Consider the following 19,211-nt stretch of genomic DNA (forward strand, 5'->3'; position numbering starts at 1 on the left):
ATTAATTGTGAATCGGCGCTGGTTCACGCATATGCGAACAGCCTTGGCCCTTAGCCGGCCAAGGCTGCTCGCATTGCGACGGTATCAGTCTGATGATGTCCTGTGCGTATATTCAGCATGGTCAGCGGCCGTGTACAGCTTGCTGCTGTTATCCGGGAACACCGCAGGATGAACTCAGCAAAGTGATGAATTCCTCCTCTGGTAGAATGCGAATCTTCCGGCCGGTGGAGCTCAGCTTCTCGGCCTTGCGAATCTTGCTGCTGCTCTTGGTTCCATTCTGATGCTTCACATAGTCTTTGGACCCTACTACAAGGTAGTGGGTGCCGGGCAGCACCTGATCCGCGGGAAGTCCGCCAGCATCAGCGACCCGCTGCATCGCCTCCCGGCGGGACAGTGAGCTGAGCGTACCGGAGAAGACGACATTCTTCCGATAAAAGACATGGTCCTCATCGAACTCCGTCACAGAAGGAGTAATCTGGCTTGCCCTGACACTGCCCCCGCTGCTGCGGGTTGAAGCGAACGTGATATGCGTGTAATCCGGCTGAATGGAGCCCAGCCGGTATTCGCAGTGTGCGGCCAGCTCGGGCGCAAGCAGGGCTTCCGCCTGCTCCATACACTTAATGAAGACAAGCGCGGCCGCTCTTGCATCTTCGAGCGCGTCATGGTGCCGGAAGGCATCGAGCTCCAGATGCCTGCTGATGGCATTAAGCCGGTAGCTGCTTAGCCCGGGCCAGATTCTTTTGGCAAGCAGGTAAGAGCATAAATAGTTGAAGCCTTCGCTTGGCAGTTCATGCCTGGTCATGCAGTGTCTCAATACACTCATATCAAAAGCGGCGTTATGCGCCACAACAATCTGGTTGTTAAGCAAAGGGGCGATGGAGTCCCAAAGTTCCTTAAAAGTAGGAGCATCCTCTACCATGTCTGCGGTGATTCCGTGAATCTGGACAACATACGGATCAAAGTCATCCAGCGGATTAACTAATGAATAGAACTCCTTGGCGATCTCACCGTCTCTGACGACCACAATTCCCACAGCACACACGCTGCCCCGGTTCCTCATATTCGCCGTCTCAAAATCAATCGAGACAAAATCCATCTAAGCCTCACCACACTTTCTAGTATGTGATTCTATTTTACACCAAATAGATTTGGTTTTGCTGACAGGGAACCATAAAGTATGGGGATATATTTGACAGGTGCTTGGATCAGTTGTATAATTATCTTAAATTAAAGATAAATGTTATTGAGATAAATATTAAAGTGTTAAGAGGGGGATGCTTATGAAGAGCGACCAAGAGCTGTCCTTGAAGCTGCTGGTTGTATTGTCCAAATCCTACAAGATTATTATGGATCATGCAGTCAAGGACATGAAGAAGTATGGACTGTCATCCTCCGAATTCACGGTGCTTGAGCTGCTGTACCACAAAGGCCAATTTCCGCTGCAGCAGATTGGTGACAAGATTCTGGTGACCAGTGGAAGTATTACTTACAACATCGACAAGCTTGAGAAGAAAGGGCTGCTTAAGCGGGTACCTTGTCCGGAAGACCGAAGAGTAACCTATGCTGACATCACTGAGGCTGGCAAGGCCTTGTTCGACCAGATCTTCCCCGAGCACGCCTCGGCGATTGAATCCTTAATGAAGGGTCTGTCGGCCGAAGAGAAGGAGCAGGCGATCACCTTGCTTAAGAAGCTGGGCACATCAGCGAAAAAAACAGAGTAGCAAATTTTTTTATCCAATATCTTAAATTAAAGATAATATAAAATAATCATAGAGGAGCGTGTACACGATGACACAAAAAACCGCAGGGATTCACCATATCACCGCTTTTGTCCGGGATCCGCAGGAGAATGTGGACTTTTACGCAGGGGTGCTTGGACTCAGATTGGTGAAGCAGACTATTAATTTTGATGCCCCGGAAGTCTACCACTTATATTTCGGGAACCAAATGGGCAGCCCGGGAACAGCGATTACCTTCTTCCCTTGGCCGGAATCCCGTCTTGGCGTCGTAGGCGGCGGACAGGTGGGAACCGTGACCTTTGCCGTTCCGGCAGGATCGCTGTCCTTCTGGCAGGAACGTCTGCAGCGCCTGGGTGTACCGGCAGAGAGAACGGAGAGATTCTCGGAGGCTTATCTCCAATTCAAAGACTATGACGGACTGCAGCTTGAGATTGTCGAACGCGCGGAAGGTCCGGAGAGCGAATGGTCGTTCGGCGGTGTCCCTGCGAACCTGGCGATCAAGGGATTCGGCGGCGCACAGCTTCTGAGTATGGCCCCAGCTAAGACGATGGATCTGCTGGAGAATGTGATGGGTCTGGTTAGAACGGGCGAAGAAGACGGGTGGGTGCGTTATCAGTCTCATGGCAATCTGGGCAATATCATCGACGTTAATTCGGGGCCGGTGAGACCCGGAAGAGGCGGAAGCGGTACGATTCACCATATCGCTTGGCGGGCTGCGGACGATGAAGATCATGCCAAATGGAGAGCCCATGTTCTTGAGCACGGATTCAATCCTACCCCAATCGTGGACCGCCAATATTTCAATGCCGTATATTTCCGTGAAGCGGGCGGCATTCTGTTCGAAATAGCTACGGATACGCCAGGCTTTGACAACGATGAACCGGCGGATGCACTGGGTGAGAAGCTGATGCTGCCGGAATGGTTCGAGCCGAATCGGGCGGAGATTGAAGCGGGACTTCTACCTATCAAGGTTCGTGTACTGGAGGGGGATCAAGCATGATTCATTTATATAAAAAGGGTACAAATCCAGCTGCTCCAACCCTGCTGCTGCTTCATGGAACGGGGGGGACCGAGCAGGATCTGGTCCCTCTCGCAGGGCTGATAGATCCTACTTCCTCTTACTTAAGCGTTCGGGGGAATGTACTGGAGAATGGCATGCCGAGATTCTTCCGCAGATTGGCGGAAGGCGTATTCGATGAGGAAGATTTGATCTTCCGGACTGAGGAGCTTAACAGCTTCCTGAATACAGCCTCGGCACAGTATGGATTCGACCGGAGTAATGTCGTAGCCGTTGGTTATTCTAACGGAGCGAACATTGCGGGCAGTCTGTTATTCCACCATCCGAACGCACTAAGGGGAGCGGTGCTCCATCATCCCATGGTACCCCGCCGGGGAATTCCGCTGCCCGACTTAACAGGGCTCCCCGTCTTCATTGGCGCAGGCTCCAATGATATGATGTGTCCGCCAGAAGAGACCGAAGAGCTGGCTTCCCTGCTGACAGGGGCCCAGGCATCTGTGGAGGTCCATTGGGAGCAGCGGGGACATCAGCTTACCCAGACAGAAGTGAACGCCGCGGCGGCTTGGTACCAGAGGAACTTCAAGTCTTAAGCCAGTATCCCTCAGGTTCATATCCATAAGGAAGAAGCTCTGATCGTCTGATCAGAGCTTCTTGTGGTTCTCTATCCATGATCCGGGAGTGCAGCCGGGTTGGTTGCTGTGATTACCCACGCAGCAAGGATTCGGCTCCATCCACATAGATCTCGGTTCCCGTGACATGGGAGGACTCGCTGCTTGCCAGGAAGAGCACAAGATTGGATACCTGTTCAGGAGAACCGGGCTTATCCGCAAGTGGATGATCGCCTTCCGGGAATTCCACTGGAATCTGTACTTCCTTAAGATCATCGGAAGGATACGTATTCTCATCAATATTGGTCTCTATCGCGCCGGGACAGATAGCATTAACCCGGATTTTGAACTGGGCAAGCTCCAGCGCGGCCATCTTCATGAAGGCAACCTGAGCCGCCTTCGTTGAGGCGTAAGCCGAGAAGCCCACACCGGAGAAGACGCGGTTGCCGTTAATGGAGCTCGTGATAATCACGCTCCCGCCGTGTTCTTTCAAGTAAGGAACGGCATATTTGACAGTGGCAAATGTACCCCGCAGGTTAATATCCATCGTCTGATCCCAATCTTCCATACTCATCGTCTCGATCGGAGCCATGGCGCCATTGATCCCCGCGTTGGCGAACACAATATCCAGCTTGCCGCCGGACTCGTCAGCAACCTGCTTGAAGCCCCGCTCAATCATCTCCGGTTGCGAAATATCGCATTCAATAACCTCGGCTCTTCCGCCTGCTTGCTCGATGATCCGCTTGGTCTTCTCCGCGGTGTCATGGGTCCGGTCGAATAAATACACCTTGGCCCCGTGCTCCGCGAAGCGGATAGCTGTGGCTTTCCCGATACCGGAGCCGCCTCCGGTGACAACCGCAACTTTATCTTTCAACCTTTGTTCTGGCATGGGGTACCCTCCTAGCACTGTTCTATGAACTCACAGACAGTACTTAAATACCCTCCTATCCTGGCCTGAATCAATCAGGCTCAAGTTATGGCAGATTGACTCCCCGCGAAGAGACGTACAGCTTGTACCATTCATCACGGGTCATCATTCTTGACTGGCTTTCGGCATCCCGGCAGGCGCGAATGCGCTCGGGATTGACAGTGCCGATCACGGGCTGAATCTTGGCAGGATGTCTCATGAGCCATCCGAGTACGATAGCTTCTGGGGTGGTGCCTTTATACCGGGCCATTTGCTGAACAAGGACCGCGGTCGCTCTGATGTTCTCCGGCTGATCTTCCAGCGGACGTCCCGAGAACTTGCCTTGGGCAAGAGGACCCCAGGCTTGAATCTGGATATGATTCGATTGGCAGAACTCCATCAGACCTTCGGAGAAGCCCACGGAGGTTCCGGCTTTCTGGTTCACATGGACACCTTCATCCAGGAAATCGAGCCGCTCCAGACTGAGCTCCAGCTGGTTCACGACCAAGGGTTCCGGAAGAGCCTGCTCCAAGAAACGGATCTGGGCTGCATTCATGTTAGAGACCCCGAAGTAGCGTACCTTGCCCGAGGATTTCAGCTTGCCGAAAGCCTCGGCGACTTCATCCGGCTCCATGAGCGGGTCAGGGCGGTGAAGAAGCAGTACATCCAGATAATCAGTGCTCAGTCTCTGGAGAATTTCATTCACAGACTCCAGAATATGTTCTCTGGAGAAGTCGTAGCGGCCAGGAACATCGCCATTCGCGAAGCGGATTCCACACTTGGACTGAATGACAATCTGCTCACGCATGCCCGGTCTGGCTTGCAGAATCCTGCCGAAGGTCTGTTCAGCCTTGCCGCAGGTATAGATATCAGCATGGTCGAACATGGATATGCCAATAGATAGTGCGGCATCCACTGCCTTCTCAGCCTCAAGCACATGCTCCCGGGTAATTGGCGCATCGCTCCATTCCCCGCCAAAAGGCATACAGCCCAGAATAAGGCGGCTCGTTGATATTCCTCTTTTCTCAAGCGGCATAATTCTCATAAGTTACCTCCATGTTGTTCAGATGTTGATGCTTCTAACGATACAGCTTGATGAGAAGCCTTTCAAGAAAGCACAGAGATTGGAAGGTCTTGCTTCAACACTATGTTCTAGATAGGGGAATGATCCTGGGTGCCAGCTTGGTCGCCGTGATCCTTGGGCGTTCGTCTGTACAGCAATCGTGATGCTGCAATTCCAACCGCTCCGAGACCCATGAACAGGACAGCCCGGATGGCCAAGGTTACGCCTGGAAGGTCGATATAGATCACTTTGGCCAGTGTCAGGAACAGGAAGAAGATGCCGGCCAGCCTTGCGCTGCGCTTCTTCAGCAGGATGCCTGAGACGATCATGGCTACGGCATACAGCGCCCATATGGCAGACAGAATAAGGTGCCTGGTGTCAAAGCTCAGCTCACGTGTAAGAACACCATTAATTTGAGTGATGAATATCAGGAGCAGAATCGGCCCAGACCAGTTCCACACCTGCCGCTTTAACAGCAAGTAAGGCAGCTCCGGCAGGCGCTTCAGCACACTTGCGATCAGAGCTGTAGAACCTAGCAGTACGATCCAGCCGGCAGTCTCCATAGAAATGATCTCCGGTATGGGATGCAGCAACAGCAGCAATAGTCCCGTCGCGTAGATCAGTCCGCCCGTTACAAGCTGCAGAGTCCGGAGGGGCTTCATACCGAGCAGAAGGGCCACAGTCCCTTGAGCGATCAGGGCGGCGGCGAGACTGGCTGCATGCAGCAGGTCGAAGAGCCAGAGGAACCAGGCGAAGCAGGCGATGCTGGTGTAGATTGTGAAGTCTTTGTGCCATACAAAGTTCCAGAGTGCAGTTATGCTGTAAATCAATGCCCAGACACCAATCACAATCCCGTATATGGCCGATTCATCTCCATAGAACAGGAGAGAAGTCCAGCCAGAGAGCAGGGCGAACCCGGTGAATAACAGAAAGGGGTTGCCGCTGACCCTCGCGGACGATTTCAGGAATGAGAGGATATATAATCCTGCATATTGAAAAATCAAGGCGGCTAAGTAGGCATAACGAATGGACTCTATGTCTGAGCCCAGGTACAAGGCGAACAAAGGAATATGAAGCATGAAGAAAGCTGTGAAGTAAGCGGTACGGAAGGAATACAGGACAGCGATAATCATGATCGCCACCGAGAACAGCGCCTCATACCCGGCGAAGATCCAGGCGTCGGGAACCTCCGAGCGGATCAGGAAAGGAATCAGATAACCGCCGACCAAGGTAATCATGATCAACACCTGAGACCTGTGCCGGATGGCCGTGAAGACGCCAGCCCCTATAGATAGAATATATAGTACGAATGAATGCGGGGCCGGAATCAATTCATATAGCATGTGGGCCGCGAACAGTGTGAGCATCAGAATGGCGATAGAGCCGCCCTGAAGAACCTGGCCGAGCGCCTGACGTTTGTGACGGAACTGAATCTCCCCGTACCAGAACAGAAGTGCAGCCGCCGCGAGTCCCAGCATACAGCGGACAGGTTCAGTAAGGATTCCCGAGCTTACTGCGGCATTGAAGCCCCACAGGATGCCCAGCAGCAGAACAAGCACAAATACTCTGGGCAGCCAGATTCGGGCAATTAAATGTTCCCAGTCAACCCGGGGTTTCGGGACTTGGGAATGAACAGGTCCCTGTACCGGTTCACGGCCTTGATCATCCGGGGGAACTCTGCGTTCTTGTCGTGACCCCGGGAAGGGCCTCACTTTCTGGGTCTTGCTCTGTTCTTGCCGCAGCTGTTCAAGCTGCCTCTCCAGGTGCAGCACTTTCTTCTCCAGCTCATCAACCCGGTGTTGAATATCCAAAACTCAGGCACCTCCTATAAGTTGCCGTACAACTGTGTTGCTGACTCTTCATAAATTTGGTAATAGTATACCACGAATCGGGAACCGGTTATCCGCGCATGCGCGCTGCCTGCCAATATTTTCGTGTCGATAGAGCTAGTCTTTTCTGATAGTATTGCGGGGTTCGACAGTTAATCAGAAGAGGTGGACTAAGGTGAGGCAGGCAAAAGCGGGAATGGCGGTATTGTTGGTCATTGGTATATTAAGCGGTGTGCTGGGTGTACAGGGCAAGGTCTCTGCCAGCGCAGAGAATCTTCCATTTACGGACCTCGGCGGTGCTTATGGAACTTACGAGATTGCTAGTCTATATAACAAAGGGATCATGAAAGGAACATCTCAGACTCTGTTCTCTCCGGACAGGCCGATTACGCGGGCGGAGAGCCTGACCGCGCTAATTAGGCTGCTTAAGCTTGAACCGGTTCAGGGGTCTGTTGCCGCATTCGCGGATGTGCCTGCCAGCAGGTGGTATTACGGTACAGTGCAGGCAGGTGTCAATCTCGGAATAACCGAAGGGACATCGCCAGCTGTATTTGCTCCTGAACAGCCTTTAACCCGTCAAGAGGCGGCGGTATGGCTCGTTCGCGCCTTGAAGCAGCAGAATAACGAGGTGAGTGTTGCGCCAGCATTCAGTGATCGGGGGAAGATGGCCAGCTGGGCTGTGCCGTCGATCGCCAAGGTACAGCAGCTGGGTCTGATGCAGGGAGACGGAGGGGAGTTCCGGCCAAATGATCCGATTACACGCCAGGAGACGGCGGTGTTGATGGCAAGGGTTCTTGAGACCCGTGATTGGTCTTCCAAGATTAACGGGATGCCTGCAGCGGGTATCCAGCTGGGCTGGCAGTATGGCCAGACCACCGCCCAGTATGAGCAAAGTGTGCTGAAATCGAACGTGAATACGCTGTCTCCGCGTTGGCTCTTTCTGGAGAAGAACGGGACGGTCGGTCAGGCGGTCGACCGGTCCCTTATCAGCTGGGCCCAGGAGCATAACAGGCAGGTGTGGCCGATGGTGGGCAACCGGTTTGATGCGGATGCCACACATTATATCCTCACAGACCAGGCAAGGTCAGCTGCCGCAATCAAGCTGATCGGGGATCTGGTTCGGAACTACAGTCTGGACGGGATCAATCTGGACTTCGAGAATGTCTATCCTTCGGACAGAGCAGCCTTGACCTCGTTCGTGCGGAATTTGGCGGTACGTCTTCATCAAGAGGAGGCGGTGCTCTCCGTCTGTGTCTCGCCGGATCTCGGGACCGACTGGACGGAAGCCTTTGATTACGCGGCACTGGGAGCTGCGGCGGACTACATGGTGCTGATGGGATATGATGAGCATTGGGGAGGGGGAAGCACAGCAGGTTCAGTCTCTTCGCTGCCTTGGCTGCAGAGAGGGCTTGACCGGCTTGTTGCGGTTGTCCCTGCGGGAAAAGTTATTCTGGCCCTTCCTTTATATACACGGGATTGGTCTCTGAATAGGAACGGGGCGGCGGTCTCCTCGGCAGAGCTGACTTTGATCCAGCAGAATAGACTGGTTGCACAATATGGTCTTCGCCCTAAATGGAACGGGGGGATTCAGCAGTACACTGCCGAGTATACATCGGGAGCCGTGCGCCACCGGATCTGGATGGAGGACGGACGTTCCCTGTCAAGGAAATATGCAATGGGCGCAAGCCGCAGGGTCGCAGGCTTCGCGTATTGGTATGTGAACAGTGAGAGCGCGGATGTCTGGCCGGCTCTGCGAAATGCAAACCGGTTCAGCGGGTACGCTTTCTGAGGATTACTTCCCTCTACGGAGCACTTGATTCAATACCTCGGATAGAATAAGCCCCATTGCTATGGCGCCTGAGATAAGAAAGGCTTCAGCAGCCAGCTGGACGGCTGCAGTATAATCATTCTCCACGAATTGGCGCATGGAATCATAAGCGAGACCACCGGGGACAAGAGGTATAATGCCGGCAACACTGAAGATGATGAGAGGCATCTTATAGAATCGGGCAAAAAACAGGCTGAGCATCCCCACCACCGCAGATGCGCAGAGGGAAGCCAGCACAGGACCTGAGCGCGGCTGCACCATCAGATAGATGAACCAGCTCAGCATGCCGGTCAAGCCGCATTGGAGCAGGGAGCGCTTGGGCGCGTTGAACAATATTGTGAACGCAGCGGATGCGATGAAGCTGACGACCAGCTGGGCTGCCATAACCATATCAGATGACCTCTTTCATGATTAGAAAAATATAAACAGGACAGCGATGCCTGTCCCGATAGCGAAGGCGGTCAGAAATGCTTCCGCTCCGCGCGAGAGACCGGATACCAAATGGCCGGCCATCAAATCCCTAACCGCATTTGTGATCAGCAGGCCGGGAACGAGGGGCATCACAGAGCCGATAATGATCTTGTCAAGCTGGGCGCCAATTCCTGACTGAACCAGCAGCATGGAGACCAGGCCAACAAGGAAGGCGGCGAACAATTCGGCGAAGAACTTGACCTTGACCAGTCTGTGGAAATAAACCACGGCGGAGTACCCGATCCCGCCGCTAATGAACGAGGGGATCAGATCCCTCCAGTCACCTTGGAACATGATCGTGAAGCTGGCGCTGGCAATGGAGGCTGCGGCGATCAAGACCCATACGGGAAAAGCGTGTGCGGCTCGATCTATTCCCAGCAGCTCCTGCTTGGCCTCAGCTGCCTGGATTGTTCCATTCGTGAGCCTGCGGGAGACACTGTTCACAGCCGTCACCTTCTGCAGATCCGTGGTCCGTTCAGCAATCCGGATCAGCTTGGAGGAAGCCTCGCTTCCCGCTTGGAATATAATCCCGGTCGGTGTTACATAGCTATGCGATAGAGGGATGCCAAGACTTGCGGCCATACGTGTCATCGTGTCTTCCACACGGGATGTTTCGGCTCCGCTTTGCAGCATGATTTTGCCGGCGAGCAGACACAAACTGGTAGCTGTGTCCACATCAGCTGTGGCTAAGGATTCAGAGGAATCCGGGTTATGCTCCATATGGATCTACTCCTTCTTGGCCTGTAACTCGATTTGAACGAACCTATTATATCATGGGGAGACAGACGGCGGCATGTTTAGCTTGAAGGGGAAAGGGTAAGTGATAATGAAGCTGCACAAGTTATAATTGTGACAAATTTATAAAAATAATTTGAACAAATTATGAACATTTTGTAGCGGATTGTGGTATACTTAATTTAAAGCAAGCCCTTTCAACATTTAATCAGGAGTGATGAACATGTCAGCTAAAGTATATCCTTTCAGTAAAGTCCAGAAAATGAAAGACGATGGCTATACCGTTGCCTTTTATATGACTGTAATATCCTGGGCGCTCCTTGCATTCGGTGTTGTGCTCTGTCTCTTCAATCTCTCTGAGTTCAATGACCGCAATATGGCCTTGATGGGCGGCCTCGGTGCCATGATCGCCAGTGTATTCGTGTATACGATTGGAACCTCGATTTATCTGGTTCAATCCAATTCGCACAAGACTAATGACTAAATGAGTTCTTGCTATAGAACGGAAATTTATTAAAAAACCCTTTAGACGAATGTCTTAAAGGGTTTTTTTGCGTCCATATTAATAGTTGTGAACACTTCGTGAAAATAATGTCTGCAAATGGAAAGGAATTTATGACGATTTCGTTAAAACGTGACAAATCTCACATGCAATCTGATAAACTGAAACAGCTTTGATCTGTATGGGTATTTATATTAATAAGTACAGCTTGAACCTGTGGTATCCATCGGTTCATTCTGTACCTGATGAAGAGGTGATGGGAAAATGAAAAGCAAGCGGACCGGCTGGAAACTGCTCACGATTCTGGTCTTGAGCTATGCTGTGATCATCGCAGTGTCTGTAGCTCTCGGATGGGATAAGTTCATCGTGCTTGATCCGAAAGGACCTGTGGCTGAAGTTCAGCAAAAGCTGATCATTCTAACAGGACTTATATGTATGGCCGTCGTGATTCCAGTGATTGTACTCATGGTCTACATTGTGTGGAAGTACCGGGATACTCCAGACAATGATGCGCCTTATCAACCAGAATGGAATGACAGCAAGCTGCTGGAGACCATTTGGTGGGGGATTCCAATTCTTATTATTATCGTGCTCAGTATCTTCACAGCGCGCGATACGTATAAGCTTGCCAAGCCCCCGGTAACAGACTCCAATCCGATTACCATCCAGGTGACTTCACTGGACTGGAAATGGCTGTTCCAATACCCGGATCAGAAGATTGCGACTGTTAACTATGTGCAGATTCCTGCAGGTGTTCCGATCAGGTTCCAGCTGACTTCGGATGCGCCGATGAACTCCTTCTGGATTCCGCAGCTCGGTGGTCAGGAATATTCCATGCCGGGTATGGCTATGCAGCTGTGGCTGCAGGCAGACAAACCAGGCAAATATTTCGGCTCCGGGGCCAACTTTAGCGGTAGGGACTTCGCCCACATGCAGTTCGAGGTGGAGTCGAAGCCTCAGGCAGAATTCAATGAATGGGTGAAAGAGGTCAAAGCCTCCTCGCCAGAGTTAACCAAAGAGGGTTACACTCAGTTGGCGAAACCGAGCACGGCCAAACAGGAATTCTTCTCATCTTATCCGGATGAATTGTATACCGAAATCGTTGATAAGAATGGCGGTATCTATATGAAGCACTCGGATGGCTTGAATTCCGGAAGTTATAACGGTTCGACAAGACCATAATGATAGGCGAAAGAGGGTAACGTAATGTGGGAAAATATTAAAGAGTTCGCCTCCACTTTTTTCGTCACCGGTGATCCGCTGATTTATGGTGCGGATGTAGCCATCGTACTGACGAGTATCGCGATCGTCTTTGTACTGACGTATTTCAAGAAGTGGACGTGGCTTTGGCGGGAGTGGATCACTACCGTCGATCACAAAAAAATTGGTATCATGTATCTCATTGCTTCACTGCTTATGCTTTTCCGCGGCGGGGTCGATGCGCTGCTGATGCGTACACAGCTTGCTCTGCCAAACATGAAGTTCCTGCAGGCAGATCACTACAACGCTGTATTTACAACACACGGTACGATCATGATCCTGTTCATGGCGATGCCGCTGATGTTCGCTTTGTTCAACCTGGTTGTGCCTTTACAGCTGGGCGCCAGGGACGTAGCTTATCCGTTCCTGAACTCCCTGAGCTTCTGGTTGTTCCTTATGGGAGCCATGCTGTTCAACTTGTCCTTTGTTATCGGGGGTTCACCAGATGCGGGATGGCTCAGCTATCCGCCGCTCTCCGAACTGTCCCATAGCCCGGGTGTCGGGCAGAACTTCTATATATGGGGGATACAGATTTCAGGTATCGGTTCCCTGGCAACCGGGATTAACTTCCTGGTAACCATCTTGAAGATGCGTGCACCGGGTATGAAAATGATGAAGATGCCGCTGTTCTCCTGGTCTGTACTTTCCAGCTCGATCATGATCATCTTTGCATTCCCGATTCTGACCGTTACGCTGGCGCTTCTCTTCCTGGACAGGTTCCTGGGCGCTCACTTCTTCACCATGGATCTGGGCGGCAACCCGATGCTGTACGTCAACCTGATCTGGATGTGGGGTCACCCGGAAGTATATATCGTGGTTATTCCGGCCTTCGGTATCTTCTCTGAGGTGGTCGCCACCTTCTCCAAGAAGAAGATATTTGGTTATAAATCGATGGTCTTCTCCATGATGCTGATCAGTATTGTCTCCTTCTTCACTTGGGCCCACCACTTCTTCACAATGGGTTCCAGTGCGAACGTTAACGTATTCTTTGCCATCTCGACGATGGTTATCGGTATACCAACAGGGGTTAAAGTGTTCAACTGGCTGTTCACCATGTTCCGGGGACGGATTACCATTTCACAGCCGATGCTGTGGACCCTTGGCTTCATCCCATGCTTCGTTGTGGGTGGGGCAACCGGTGTCATGCTGGCTGTAGCTCCGGCCGACTACCAATATCACAACAGCTACTTCCTGATCGCCCACTTCCACCAAGTGCTGATCGGGGGCGTTGTATTCGGTTATCTTGCAGGGATGTACTACTGGTGGCCGAAGGTGTTCGGATTCAAGCTGGACGACCGTCTTGGTAAATGGGCGTTCTGGATGTGGAACATTGGCTTCTATGTATGCTTCATGCCGCAGTACGCACTCGGCTTCATGGGTATGACCCGTCGTCTGTACACTTACGGATCAGACACAGGCTGGGATCTTGGCTGGGCGCCGCTTAACCTTGTATCTACAGTAGGTGCGTTCCTGATGGGGATCGGGTTCATCTTCCAGGTATGGCAGATCAGCTACAGTATCCGCAAAGGCGAGCGCGACCTTACCGGGGATCCATGGGGAGGACGTACGCTCGAGTGGTCAATTCCATCTCCTGCGCCAATGTATAACTTTGCGGTAGAACCGCATGTAACTACGGATGACGCTTGGTGGAAAGTCAAGGAAGACAGAGCCAAAGGCATTAAGCCGGCGCCTGTCAAGCTTGAACCTATTCATATGCCGAAGAACTCGGCGATACCGTTCATCATGTCGGTATTCTGGTTCATTGCCGGATTTGGATTTGTATTCGATTGGATGTGGATGGCGATTCCGGGTCTTGTTGGAGTTGCGGGATGTATGCTCGCCCGTTCCTTCTCGTACGATACGGATTATTACATTCCGGTTGATGAAATTGAGCGCACTGAAGCAGCTTTAAGAGGGAGGACCGTTTAATGGCACACGCGACAACAGAGCATTCCCACGCGCATGAAGCCCACGAGAGTCACGAGTCCTTGAAGGTGCTTGGCTTCTGGATCTTCATCGTTACCGATATCTTGATATTCGGCACATTGTTCGCCTGTTATGCGGTGCTTCATACGCATACGAACGGCGGACCTGGTGCCAAAGAGTTGTTTGAAATGCCAGGCGTTATCGCAGAGACCTTTATCCTGCTTACAAGCAGCTTCACAAGCGGTCTTGCTATGCTTGCCTTGCACAAAGGCAAAGTGAAGCAGTTGATTGCCTGGCTGGCTGTAACCGCGGTACTGGGCGCTGCCTTTATCGGCTTGGAGCTTCACGAGTTCGTAGTTCTGGTTGAGGAAGGTCACAAGATTTCCAGTAATGCATTCCTGTCTGCCTTCTACACGCTGGTGGGTACACACGGTCTTCACGTCATGATCGGTCTTGTATGGATGATAGCGCTCATGATTCAGTTGTCCCGCAGGGGCATTACTGAAGTGACTACCCGCAAAGTAACGAATCTCAGCTTGTATTGGCACTTCTTGGATGTCATCTGGATCTTCGTCTTCACCGTCGTATATCTGATGGGGGTGATGTAAGATGAGTCAGCATAATACAGGACATGAACACGCCTCTGCTGAGGGACACGGTTCACTGAAGTCTTATGTGATCGGTTTTATTTTCTCCATCGTACTGACAATCATACCGCTCGTTATTGTCATGAATGGCCTGCTTAACAAAACCCAGACCTTCATTACAATTATGATTATGGCAGTACTTCAGCTTATCGTTCAGCTCTTCTTCTTCATGCATATCCGTGAAGGCGAGAAGCCAAGATGGAATGTCATGACCTTGATTGTCGGGATTATTATTGTATTCACAGTGGTGGCGGGTTCAATCTGGATCATGTCCTTCAACTCTACAATGCAATAGTAAGCACACAGCTCTATACAACGAATCCGATCGCAGCGCAGGGCGGGAAGGCGCCATGTGTCATGCTCATCGGATTGAATACAAGAAGGGAATGTCCCATCAGCCAAGCGGCGGTGGGGCATTCCCTTTTTTTGAGTTGGCTTAGCAGATGACCTGTAAGCCCGAAGCTAATCACGGGATGTATAAGTTCAATTCTGAAGCAGCCCATGCGGGTGTGCGGGTCACCCATGTTCCTTCACTTTCTCAATCACAATTAGGCAGGTGCTGTCTGGAAGTGGTACCGGAATGCCTTGTTCGTCCATAAATAGGACCCTCTCCTGCAGGGCTTCCGTATAGCCTTCCTGGAGAAAATGGCGGTTCTCGATAATCAGAGCGGAATCCCCCAAGGCAGCCCGAATGAAATCTGCATATTCGCCCGGCGTGAAGTAGCCGAACTGCTCCTGTACTTCGTGGACATAGGCCTCCTCTCCCCAGGTGTAGGTATAGAGGAACTCCATAGCATCGTTAACTGGCATTAACACTTCCTGTTCACCGCAGACTTCAAATTGAATCGTTCGCCCGGCAAAATCGTTCTTATACCTCCGGAGCCACTCCAGCCCGTCTGCCTCCAGAAAGCGGATGCGCCGTCTGAGTGTACCCGGCTCAGTCATAATGCCGTCCCGGATGATGATTCTTCCTCCAGAGGGGAGGATCTCAAAGGCACTGAGCAGGGCGGCCGCGATGGTATGGTGATTGAATCTCCTTCCTTCAAACTCTATATACGAATACATCTCATGAAGAATGGAGGAGAAAATAATCGTATCTGCCTGACCCGGGTTCAAGTAGCTTGAGAGATTGAGCGCATCTCCTTTCTGCACATTCCAGGTATGCCCCTCCAGCTGCTTCTTACGTTCCAGGGCTTCGATCACATTGGCGGAGATATCAATACCCGTGGCCTGAATATGAGGGAGTTCCAGTTCAATCAGATCCAGCATCACACCCCCGCCAGGACCAATATCAATTGCTCTGTTCCCGGCAATATAGTCCAGAATAACCTTCTTGTAATCAGCTGTCTGATTCATGTCGCTCAGGTAATCCTCTTCGTTATGAAAACGGTCATAAGCGTCCCTTCGAAGCTCGAACAGATCGAACAGCATGAGAACCGCTTTCTCATAGAGAGGAGACTTCTCTGCTTCCATACAGAATTCAATCAGCTTCTCTGCTGCAGGTGAGAATTCGAAGGTGAAGAACAAGGTGTCGGGAAGCTCCGGATGCTGCTGAAGGGTATGCTTGAGATGAGGACTAGCTATATCTTGTCCTCCCAGAATCATTTCCCAGGACAGACCCAGCAGATACTTCTCAATTATCCGTTTCTTGTATACATTTATTTTCTTAGTGCCTTTATAGTCGTAATACATCAGGTTCATCAGCTTCTCGAAGCTGATATGACGAACCGGCTGGCCTGTATTCCCATGCCGGACAGCGAGAAGGAGAACTTTGATGAATTCTTCCAGCGAGAATTCCTGGAGAGCTGACTCCACGTACCACAGCGTCTGCTGCTTCAACGGAGCCAGCTGTTTCTCAAGATCAATATGCTCCTGGATCTGGTCGATTTCCGGGTTGAAACGTTCCCCTTTGCGAATGGAATGGGTTCTTAACAACTTCAGCCGATCGAGTATGACTGGCTCCCCTGGATAGGTGTGGTAAGCGATTTGTCCAATCAACTCTTCAACGTTATCCTTGATCGAATCCCATAAATCTACGGATACTCCAGCGATGATACAGTGGTTAAGTGGAAGTAGAATGTTAACGAGCTCATCGGGGGAGAGCAGACCTGATTTCATTAATTCCTGCAGGGGTTCATTCTCTGTAAAAGGAACCTCGCCCCGCAGCTGTTGGCCAATCAGTCCGTGTGTGGCAATCAGAGTATGGATAACTCTGAAGCGTTCGCGCCGGGCCGCTGAACGATTCTTCTCAAGATATAGCTGCGCCGAGCCGATATTATGTACAAACAGATTTATACCCTGCTTCTGCCAGAGCTTGCGCTGACGGCGTGTTCCTCCCTTGGCCACCTCGGACCAGATGAGCACTTCTTCTATGATCTCTCTGATCCAAAAGGATACGTCCAGCTTGTCCAGAATAAGCAGTGTCCGCTCAACATAGTCGAGTACCGGGTTCACATCATCCAGTTCACGAAAAGAGTGGATACGCTCCAGATTGAATACGGTCTGTTCTGCGGTAACGATATAGCTGAGCCACTCGTTATGGATTGAATCGGGTTCCTGACCTTCACGATAAGCGGCAATCGCCGAAAGGGATGCAAGCATGGGTAGATTCTCCTCTGCAGGTTATATATTATAAGATGAAGTTATGACGTTTTTAAATCCTGTCTTATATCGTATCAAATTATAACAAAAGACAGGCGCGGGATGTATGCTTCCCGGCCTGTCTGTGATGAGCTGATCGTTATTTGATCGTCTCCGGCTCTTTGTAAGTAATACCGAACGTCTCTACGGTAAGCTTCTTCATCACCTGTTTGGTGTTGGGAGCATCATTTGCACCCCGGGGCTGATTCACGATTTCATCGACAACCTCGAGCCCCTCGGTGACTTTACCAAAAGAAGCATACAGACCATCCAGGCTAGGGTAATCGGCTGCCATGATGAAGAACTGGGAGCCCGCTGTATCCGGCATCTTGGTTCTGGCCATGGATATGACGCCGCGGGTATGCTTGAGGTCATTTTGGAAATTGTTCTGGGTGAATTCACCCTTGATATCATAGCCGGGTCCGCCGGCACCAGTGCCTTCAGGGTCTCCGCCTTGAATCATGAAGCCGGGAATGACCCGGTGGAAGATAGTCCCATCGTAGAAGCCCTTGTTAACCAGTGAGATGAAGTTATTCACCGTGTTGGGAGCCACTTTGGGATAGAGCTCTACTTTAATGGTCTTGCCGCTGTCCATCTCGATGGTCACGACCGGATTCTTGCTGTCCTTGTTCGCGATCTTGTCCTGCAAGCTCTCGCTGGCCGTGCCCGCTGCATCCCCGGATTGAGCAGCCTGGGATCCAGTATCGGCGGCATTTTTCTTGGCCCCGCAGGCGGAGAGGATTAGGACGAACATCATCACCATAATGATGAGAATCGGCCGGGTTTTGATGACATTATACATGGTATTATGAGTCTCCTTTATGTTTTGTCTAGATCTATTATACCTTTTTTAATTATAAGTTAGAAATGATTCAACATCATGGCGTATGCGAGGTACCTTCTATGTTAGAGAAACTCATTAACAATTTTACACTGCTAACCACATTTCTTTTCTTTGGAAACATGGTCCGGAACCGCTTCCTGATAGGAAGAGTGAGTTCGAATCTGAATCTGTTCATTAGCGGAGCTGTCCTTGGGCTGTTCGGGTTGCTGCTTATGCATTTCTCATTCCCGATCAACAACCTGGTTGTGGCGGATTTCCGCCAGCTCGCTATTATCGTGTCCGTATACCTGGGCGGAGCCGTGTCTGGCTTCTGGACGATGCTCATCATAGCGGTATACAGGCTGTTCTTTCTGCACGGACTAAGCTCGGCTTCCATATTTGGAGCTTTGAATGCGATTGCGACCTTTCTGGTGGCCGTATGGCTGATGCCGTCTCAGCGGAAATTCAAAGCGCGGAAAGGGATCCTTGTCCTGGCATTGTCGCTCATTCTGGCCCTTGTTACTTTCTATCTAACCTTACATGGAAATGTATCCGGAGTGCTTGTTCCATTCTCCCTGCTGTTCACTTTGGCCGGCACATTCACCTACTACCTGCTGCGGTACTTAAAGCGGTCGGATGAGCTGCTTCATAGGATGAAGGAGGCTGCGCATCGGGATTTCCTTACAGGACTGCATAACCCCAGGGCGTTTAAAGCCTATTTCGATTCTAAAGTAGAAGCCAGCTATAGTGAACCGGAGGTGTTCTCCCTGCTTGTCGTAGATATCGATCATTTCAAGCGGGTGAATGATACATATGGGCATGCGGCAGGAGATGCCGTTCTTTCCCAGCTGGCGAATGTGCTTCGGGACACGTATCATCCTGGAGATTATATTGCCCGTAAGGGAGGGGAGGAATTTGTGGTTATCCTGGACGATTGCGGGGCCGGTGCAGCCGGAGAGGCAGCAGAGAGATTAAGGAGAAACGTGGAGAATCACGTCTTTGTCCTGCCTGAAGGAGAGAGCATCCGTGTAACTGTGTCCATTGGTGCTTCAGCCTATCCTGAAATTGAACCGGGGCAGCTGTTCGAGAAGGCAGACCAGGCATTATACGCTGCCAAACAAGCAGGACGGAATCAAGTCTGTCTAATGAGTGCGTAACCTTACAGGAAGAATGCCAAAGTTGGCATTCTTCCTTTTTTTTGTATGGTTTGCTGCC

At 51.2% G+C, this 19,211-nt stretch carries 19 protein-coding genes; 10 read left to right on the forward strand and 9 right to left on the reverse strand.

Annotated features, from left to right (window positions below):
* Positions 1-148: 148 nt before the first annotated feature.
* Complete coding sequence (locus LDO05_RS03900) at positions 149-1,096, reverse strand: exonuclease domain-containing protein (RefSeq protein ID WP_251377607.1); 948 nt, start codon at positions 1,094-1,096, stop codon at positions 149-151.
* A gap of 184 nt (positions 1,097-1,280) precedes the next feature.
* Between LDO05_RS03900 and LDO05_RS03905 the strand changes: the two genes are divergently transcribed.
* The 3 genes from LDO05_RS03905 to LDO05_RS03915 all read left to right on the forward strand — a co-directional run bounded on the left by LDO05_RS03905 (position 1,281) and on the right by LDO05_RS03915 (position 3,347).
* Positions 1,281-1,721, forward strand: coding sequence for a MarR family winged helix-turn-helix transcriptional regulator (locus tag LDO05_RS03905; RefSeq protein ID WP_251377608.1), 441 nt, complete (start codon positions 1,281-1,283; stop codon positions 1,719-1,721).
* Positions 1,722-1,788: 67 nt separating this feature from the next.
* Entirely contained in the window at positions 1,789-2,739 is a 951-nt protein-coding gene (locus LDO05_RS03910; RefSeq protein ID WP_251377609.1) for a ring-cleaving dioxygenase, read from the forward strand.
* Positions 2,736-3,347 (forward strand): alpha/beta hydrolase, encoded by a 612-nt coding sequence (locus LDO05_RS03915; RefSeq protein ID WP_251377610.1) that lies wholly within the window; start codon positions 2,736-2,738, stop codon positions 3,345-3,347. Before LDO05_RS03910 ends, LDO05_RS03915 begins: the two co-directional genes overlap by 4 nt.
* A 112-nt stretch (positions 3,348-3,459) precedes the next feature.
* Here LDO05_RS03915 and LDO05_RS03920 read toward each other — a convergent pair whose 3' ends face one another.
* The 3 genes from LDO05_RS03920 to LDO05_RS03930 all read right to left on the reverse strand — a co-directional run bounded on the left by LDO05_RS03920 (position 3,460) and on the right by LDO05_RS03930 (position 7,146).
* The gene (locus tag LDO05_RS03920; RefSeq protein ID WP_251377611.1) at positions 3,460-4,254 is read right to left on the reverse strand and encodes an SDR family oxidoreductase; all 795 of its coding nucleotides are present in this window, start codon (positions 4,252-4,254) and stop codon (positions 3,460-3,462) included.
* A gap of 85 nt (positions 4,255-4,339) precedes the next feature.
* Entirely contained in the window at positions 4,340-5,317 is a 978-nt protein-coding gene (locus LDO05_RS03925; RefSeq protein WP_251377612.1) for an aldo/keto reductase, read from the reverse strand.
* 107 nt (positions 5,318-5,424) lie between these two features.
* Positions 5,425-7,146, reverse strand: coding sequence for a DUF2339 domain-containing protein (locus LDO05_RS03930; RefSeq protein WP_251377613.1), 1,722 nt, complete (start codon positions 7,144-7,146; stop codon positions 5,425-5,427).
* 193 nt (positions 7,147-7,339) lie between these two features.
* Between LDO05_RS03930 and LDO05_RS03935 the strand changes: the two genes are divergently transcribed.
* Complete coding sequence (locus LDO05_RS03935) at positions 7,340-8,953, forward strand: S-layer homology domain-containing protein (RefSeq protein ID WP_251377614.1); 1,614 nt, start codon at positions 7,340-7,342, stop codon at positions 8,951-8,953.
* Positions 8,954-8,956: 3 nt separating this feature from the next.
* Here the strand turns inward: LDO05_RS03935 and LDO05_RS03940 are convergent, their stop codons facing one another.
* Together LDO05_RS03940 and LDO05_RS03945 are read right to left on the reverse strand one after the other, a co-directional pair.
* The gene (locus LDO05_RS03940; RefSeq protein WP_251378598.1) at positions 8,957-9,376 is read right to left on the reverse strand and encodes a threonine/serine exporter family protein; all 420 of its coding nucleotides are present in this window, start codon (positions 9,374-9,376) and stop codon (positions 8,957-8,959) included.
* Between the two features lie 27 nt (positions 9,377-9,403).
* A complete protein-coding gene (locus LDO05_RS03945; protein ID WP_346657615.1) occupies positions 9,404-10,183 on the reverse strand; it encodes a threonine/serine exporter family protein in 780 nt (259 codons plus the stop codon).
* 238 nt (positions 10,184-10,421) lie between these two features.
* Between LDO05_RS03945 and LDO05_RS03950 the strand changes: the two genes are divergently transcribed.
* The 5 genes from LDO05_RS03950 (at position 10,422) to cyoD (ending at position 14,828) form a co-directional block, all read left to right on the forward strand.
* The gene (locus LDO05_RS03950; RefSeq protein WP_251377615.1) at positions 10,422-10,682 is read left to right on the forward strand and encodes a hypothetical protein; all 261 of its coding nucleotides are present in this window, start codon (positions 10,422-10,424) and stop codon (positions 10,680-10,682) included.
* A gap of 282 nt (positions 10,683-10,964) precedes the next feature.
* Entirely contained in the window at positions 10,965-11,882 is a 918-nt protein-coding gene (locus LDO05_RS03955) for a ubiquinol oxidase subunit II (RefSeq protein ID WP_251377616.1), read from the forward strand.
* A 24-nt stretch (positions 11,883-11,906) separates the two neighbouring features.
* Entirely contained in the window at positions 11,907-13,889 is a 1,983-nt protein-coding gene (locus LDO05_RS03960; protein ID WP_251377617.1) for a cbb3-type cytochrome c oxidase subunit I, read from the forward strand.
* On the forward strand, positions 13,889-14,494 hold the full coding sequence (gene cyoC, locus LDO05_RS03965) for a cytochrome o ubiquinol oxidase subunit III (protein ID WP_251377618.1): 606 nt from the start codon (positions 13,889-13,891) through the stop codon (positions 14,492-14,494). Before LDO05_RS03960 ends, cyoC begins: the two co-directional genes overlap by 1 nt.
* A 1-nt stretch (position 14,495) precedes the next feature.
* Positions 14,496-14,828 carry a cytochrome o ubiquinol oxidase subunit IV gene (cyoD, locus tag LDO05_RS03970; RefSeq protein ID WP_251377619.1) on the forward strand — a complete coding sequence of 111 codons (333 nt, stop codon included), beginning with the start codon at positions 14,496-14,498 and terminating at the stop codon, positions 14,826-14,828.
* A 13-nt stretch (positions 14,829-14,841) separates the two neighbouring features.
* Here the strand turns inward: cyoD and LDO05_RS03975 are convergent, their stop codons facing one another.
* The 3 genes from LDO05_RS03975 to LDO05_RS03985 all read right to left on the reverse strand — a co-directional run bounded on the left by LDO05_RS03975 (position 14,842) and on the right by LDO05_RS03985 (position 17,975).
* Positions 14,842-15,057, reverse strand: a complete 216-nt coding sequence (locus LDO05_RS03975) for a hypothetical protein (RefSeq protein ID WP_251377620.1) — start codon at positions 15,055-15,057, stop codon at positions 14,842-14,844.
* Positions 15,050-17,134: a class I SAM-dependent methyltransferase gene (locus LDO05_RS03980; RefSeq protein WP_251377621.1), complete on the reverse strand. Its 2,085-nt coding sequence runs from the start codon at positions 17,132-17,134 to the stop codon at positions 15,050-15,052. Before LDO05_RS03980 ends, LDO05_RS03975 begins: the two co-directional genes overlap by 8 nt.
* A 139-nt stretch (positions 17,135-17,273) precedes the next feature.
* On the reverse strand, positions 17,274-17,975 hold the full coding sequence (locus tag LDO05_RS03985) for a peptidylprolyl isomerase (protein WP_251377622.1): 702 nt from the start codon (positions 17,973-17,975) through the stop codon (positions 17,274-17,276).
* Positions 17,976-18,166: 191 nt separating this feature from the next.
* On the opposite strand from LDO05_RS03985, the gene LDO05_RS03990 reads away from it, so the two are divergent.
* Entirely contained in the window at positions 18,167-19,153 is a 987-nt protein-coding gene (locus LDO05_RS03990; RefSeq protein WP_251377623.1) for a GGDEF domain-containing protein, read from the forward strand.
* Positions 19,154-19,211: the final 58 nt, after the last annotated feature.

Source organism: Paenibacillus sp. YPG26, assembly GCF_023704175.1.
GTDB lineage: Bacteria > Bacillota > Bacilli > Paenibacillales > Paenibacillaceae > Fontibacillus.

What these genes read in the sequence shown, in the direction of transcription:
- LDO05_RS03900 (WP_251377607.1), bottom strand. Translation starts at nt 1,096, where the DNA reads ATGGATTTTGTCTCGATTGATTTTGAGACGGCGAATATGAGGAACCGG.
- LDO05_RS03905 (WP_251377608.1), top strand. Translation starts at nt 1,281, where the DNA reads ATGAAGAGCGACCAAGAGCTGTCCTTGAAGCTGCTGGTTGTATTGTCC.
- LDO05_RS03910 (WP_251377609.1), top strand. Translation starts at nt 1,789, where the DNA reads ATGACACAAAAAACCGCAGGGATTCACCATATCACCGCTTTTGTCCGG.
- LDO05_RS03915 (WP_251377610.1), top strand. Translation starts at nt 2,736, where the DNA reads ATGATTCATTTATATAAAAAGGGTACAAATCCAGCTGCTCCAACCCTG.
- LDO05_RS03920 (WP_251377611.1), bottom strand. Translation starts at nt 4,254, where the DNA reads ATGCCAGAACAAAGGTTGAAAGATAAAGTTGCGGTTGTCACCGGAGGC.
- LDO05_RS03925 (WP_251377612.1), bottom strand. Translation starts at nt 5,317, where the DNA reads ATGAGAATTATGCCGCTTGAGAAAAGAGGAATATCAACGAGCCGCCTT.
- LDO05_RS03940 (WP_251378598.1), bottom strand. Translation starts at nt 9,376, where the DNA reads ATGGCAGCCCAGCTGGTCGTCAGCTTCATCGCATCCGCTGCGTTCACA.
- LDO05_RS03945 (WP_346657615.1), bottom strand. Translation starts at nt 10,183, where the DNA reads ATGGAGCATAACCCGGATTCCTCTGAATCCTTAGCCACAGCTGATGTG.
- LDO05_RS03950 (WP_251377615.1), top strand. Translation starts at nt 10,422, where the DNA reads ATGTCAGCTAAAGTATATCCTTTCAGTAAAGTCCAGAAAATGAAAGAC.
- LDO05_RS03955 (WP_251377616.1), top strand. Translation starts at nt 10,965, where the DNA reads ATGAAAAGCAAGCGGACCGGCTGGAAACTGCTCACGATTCTGGTCTTG.
- LDO05_RS03960 (WP_251377617.1), top strand. Translation starts at nt 11,907, where the DNA reads ATGTGGGAAAATATTAAAGAGTTCGCCTCCACTTTTTTCGTCACCGGT.
- cyoC (WP_251377618.1), top strand. Translation starts at nt 13,889, where the DNA reads ATGGCACACGCGACAACAGAGCATTCCCACGCGCATGAAGCCCACGAG.
- cyoD (WP_251377619.1), top strand. Translation starts at nt 14,496, where the DNA reads ATGAGTCAGCATAATACAGGACATGAACACGCCTCTGCTGAGGGACAC.
- LDO05_RS03975 (WP_251377620.1), bottom strand. Translation starts at nt 15,057, where the DNA reads ATGGGTGACCCGCACACCCGCATGGGCTGCTTCAGAATTGAACTTATA.
- LDO05_RS03980 (WP_251377621.1), bottom strand. Translation starts at nt 17,134, where the DNA reads ATGCTTGCATCCCTTTCGGCGATTGCCGCTTATCGTGAAGGTCAGGAA.
- LDO05_RS03985 (WP_251377622.1), bottom strand. Translation starts at nt 17,975, where the DNA reads ATGTATAATGTCATCAAAACCCGGCCGATTCTCATCATTATGGTGATG.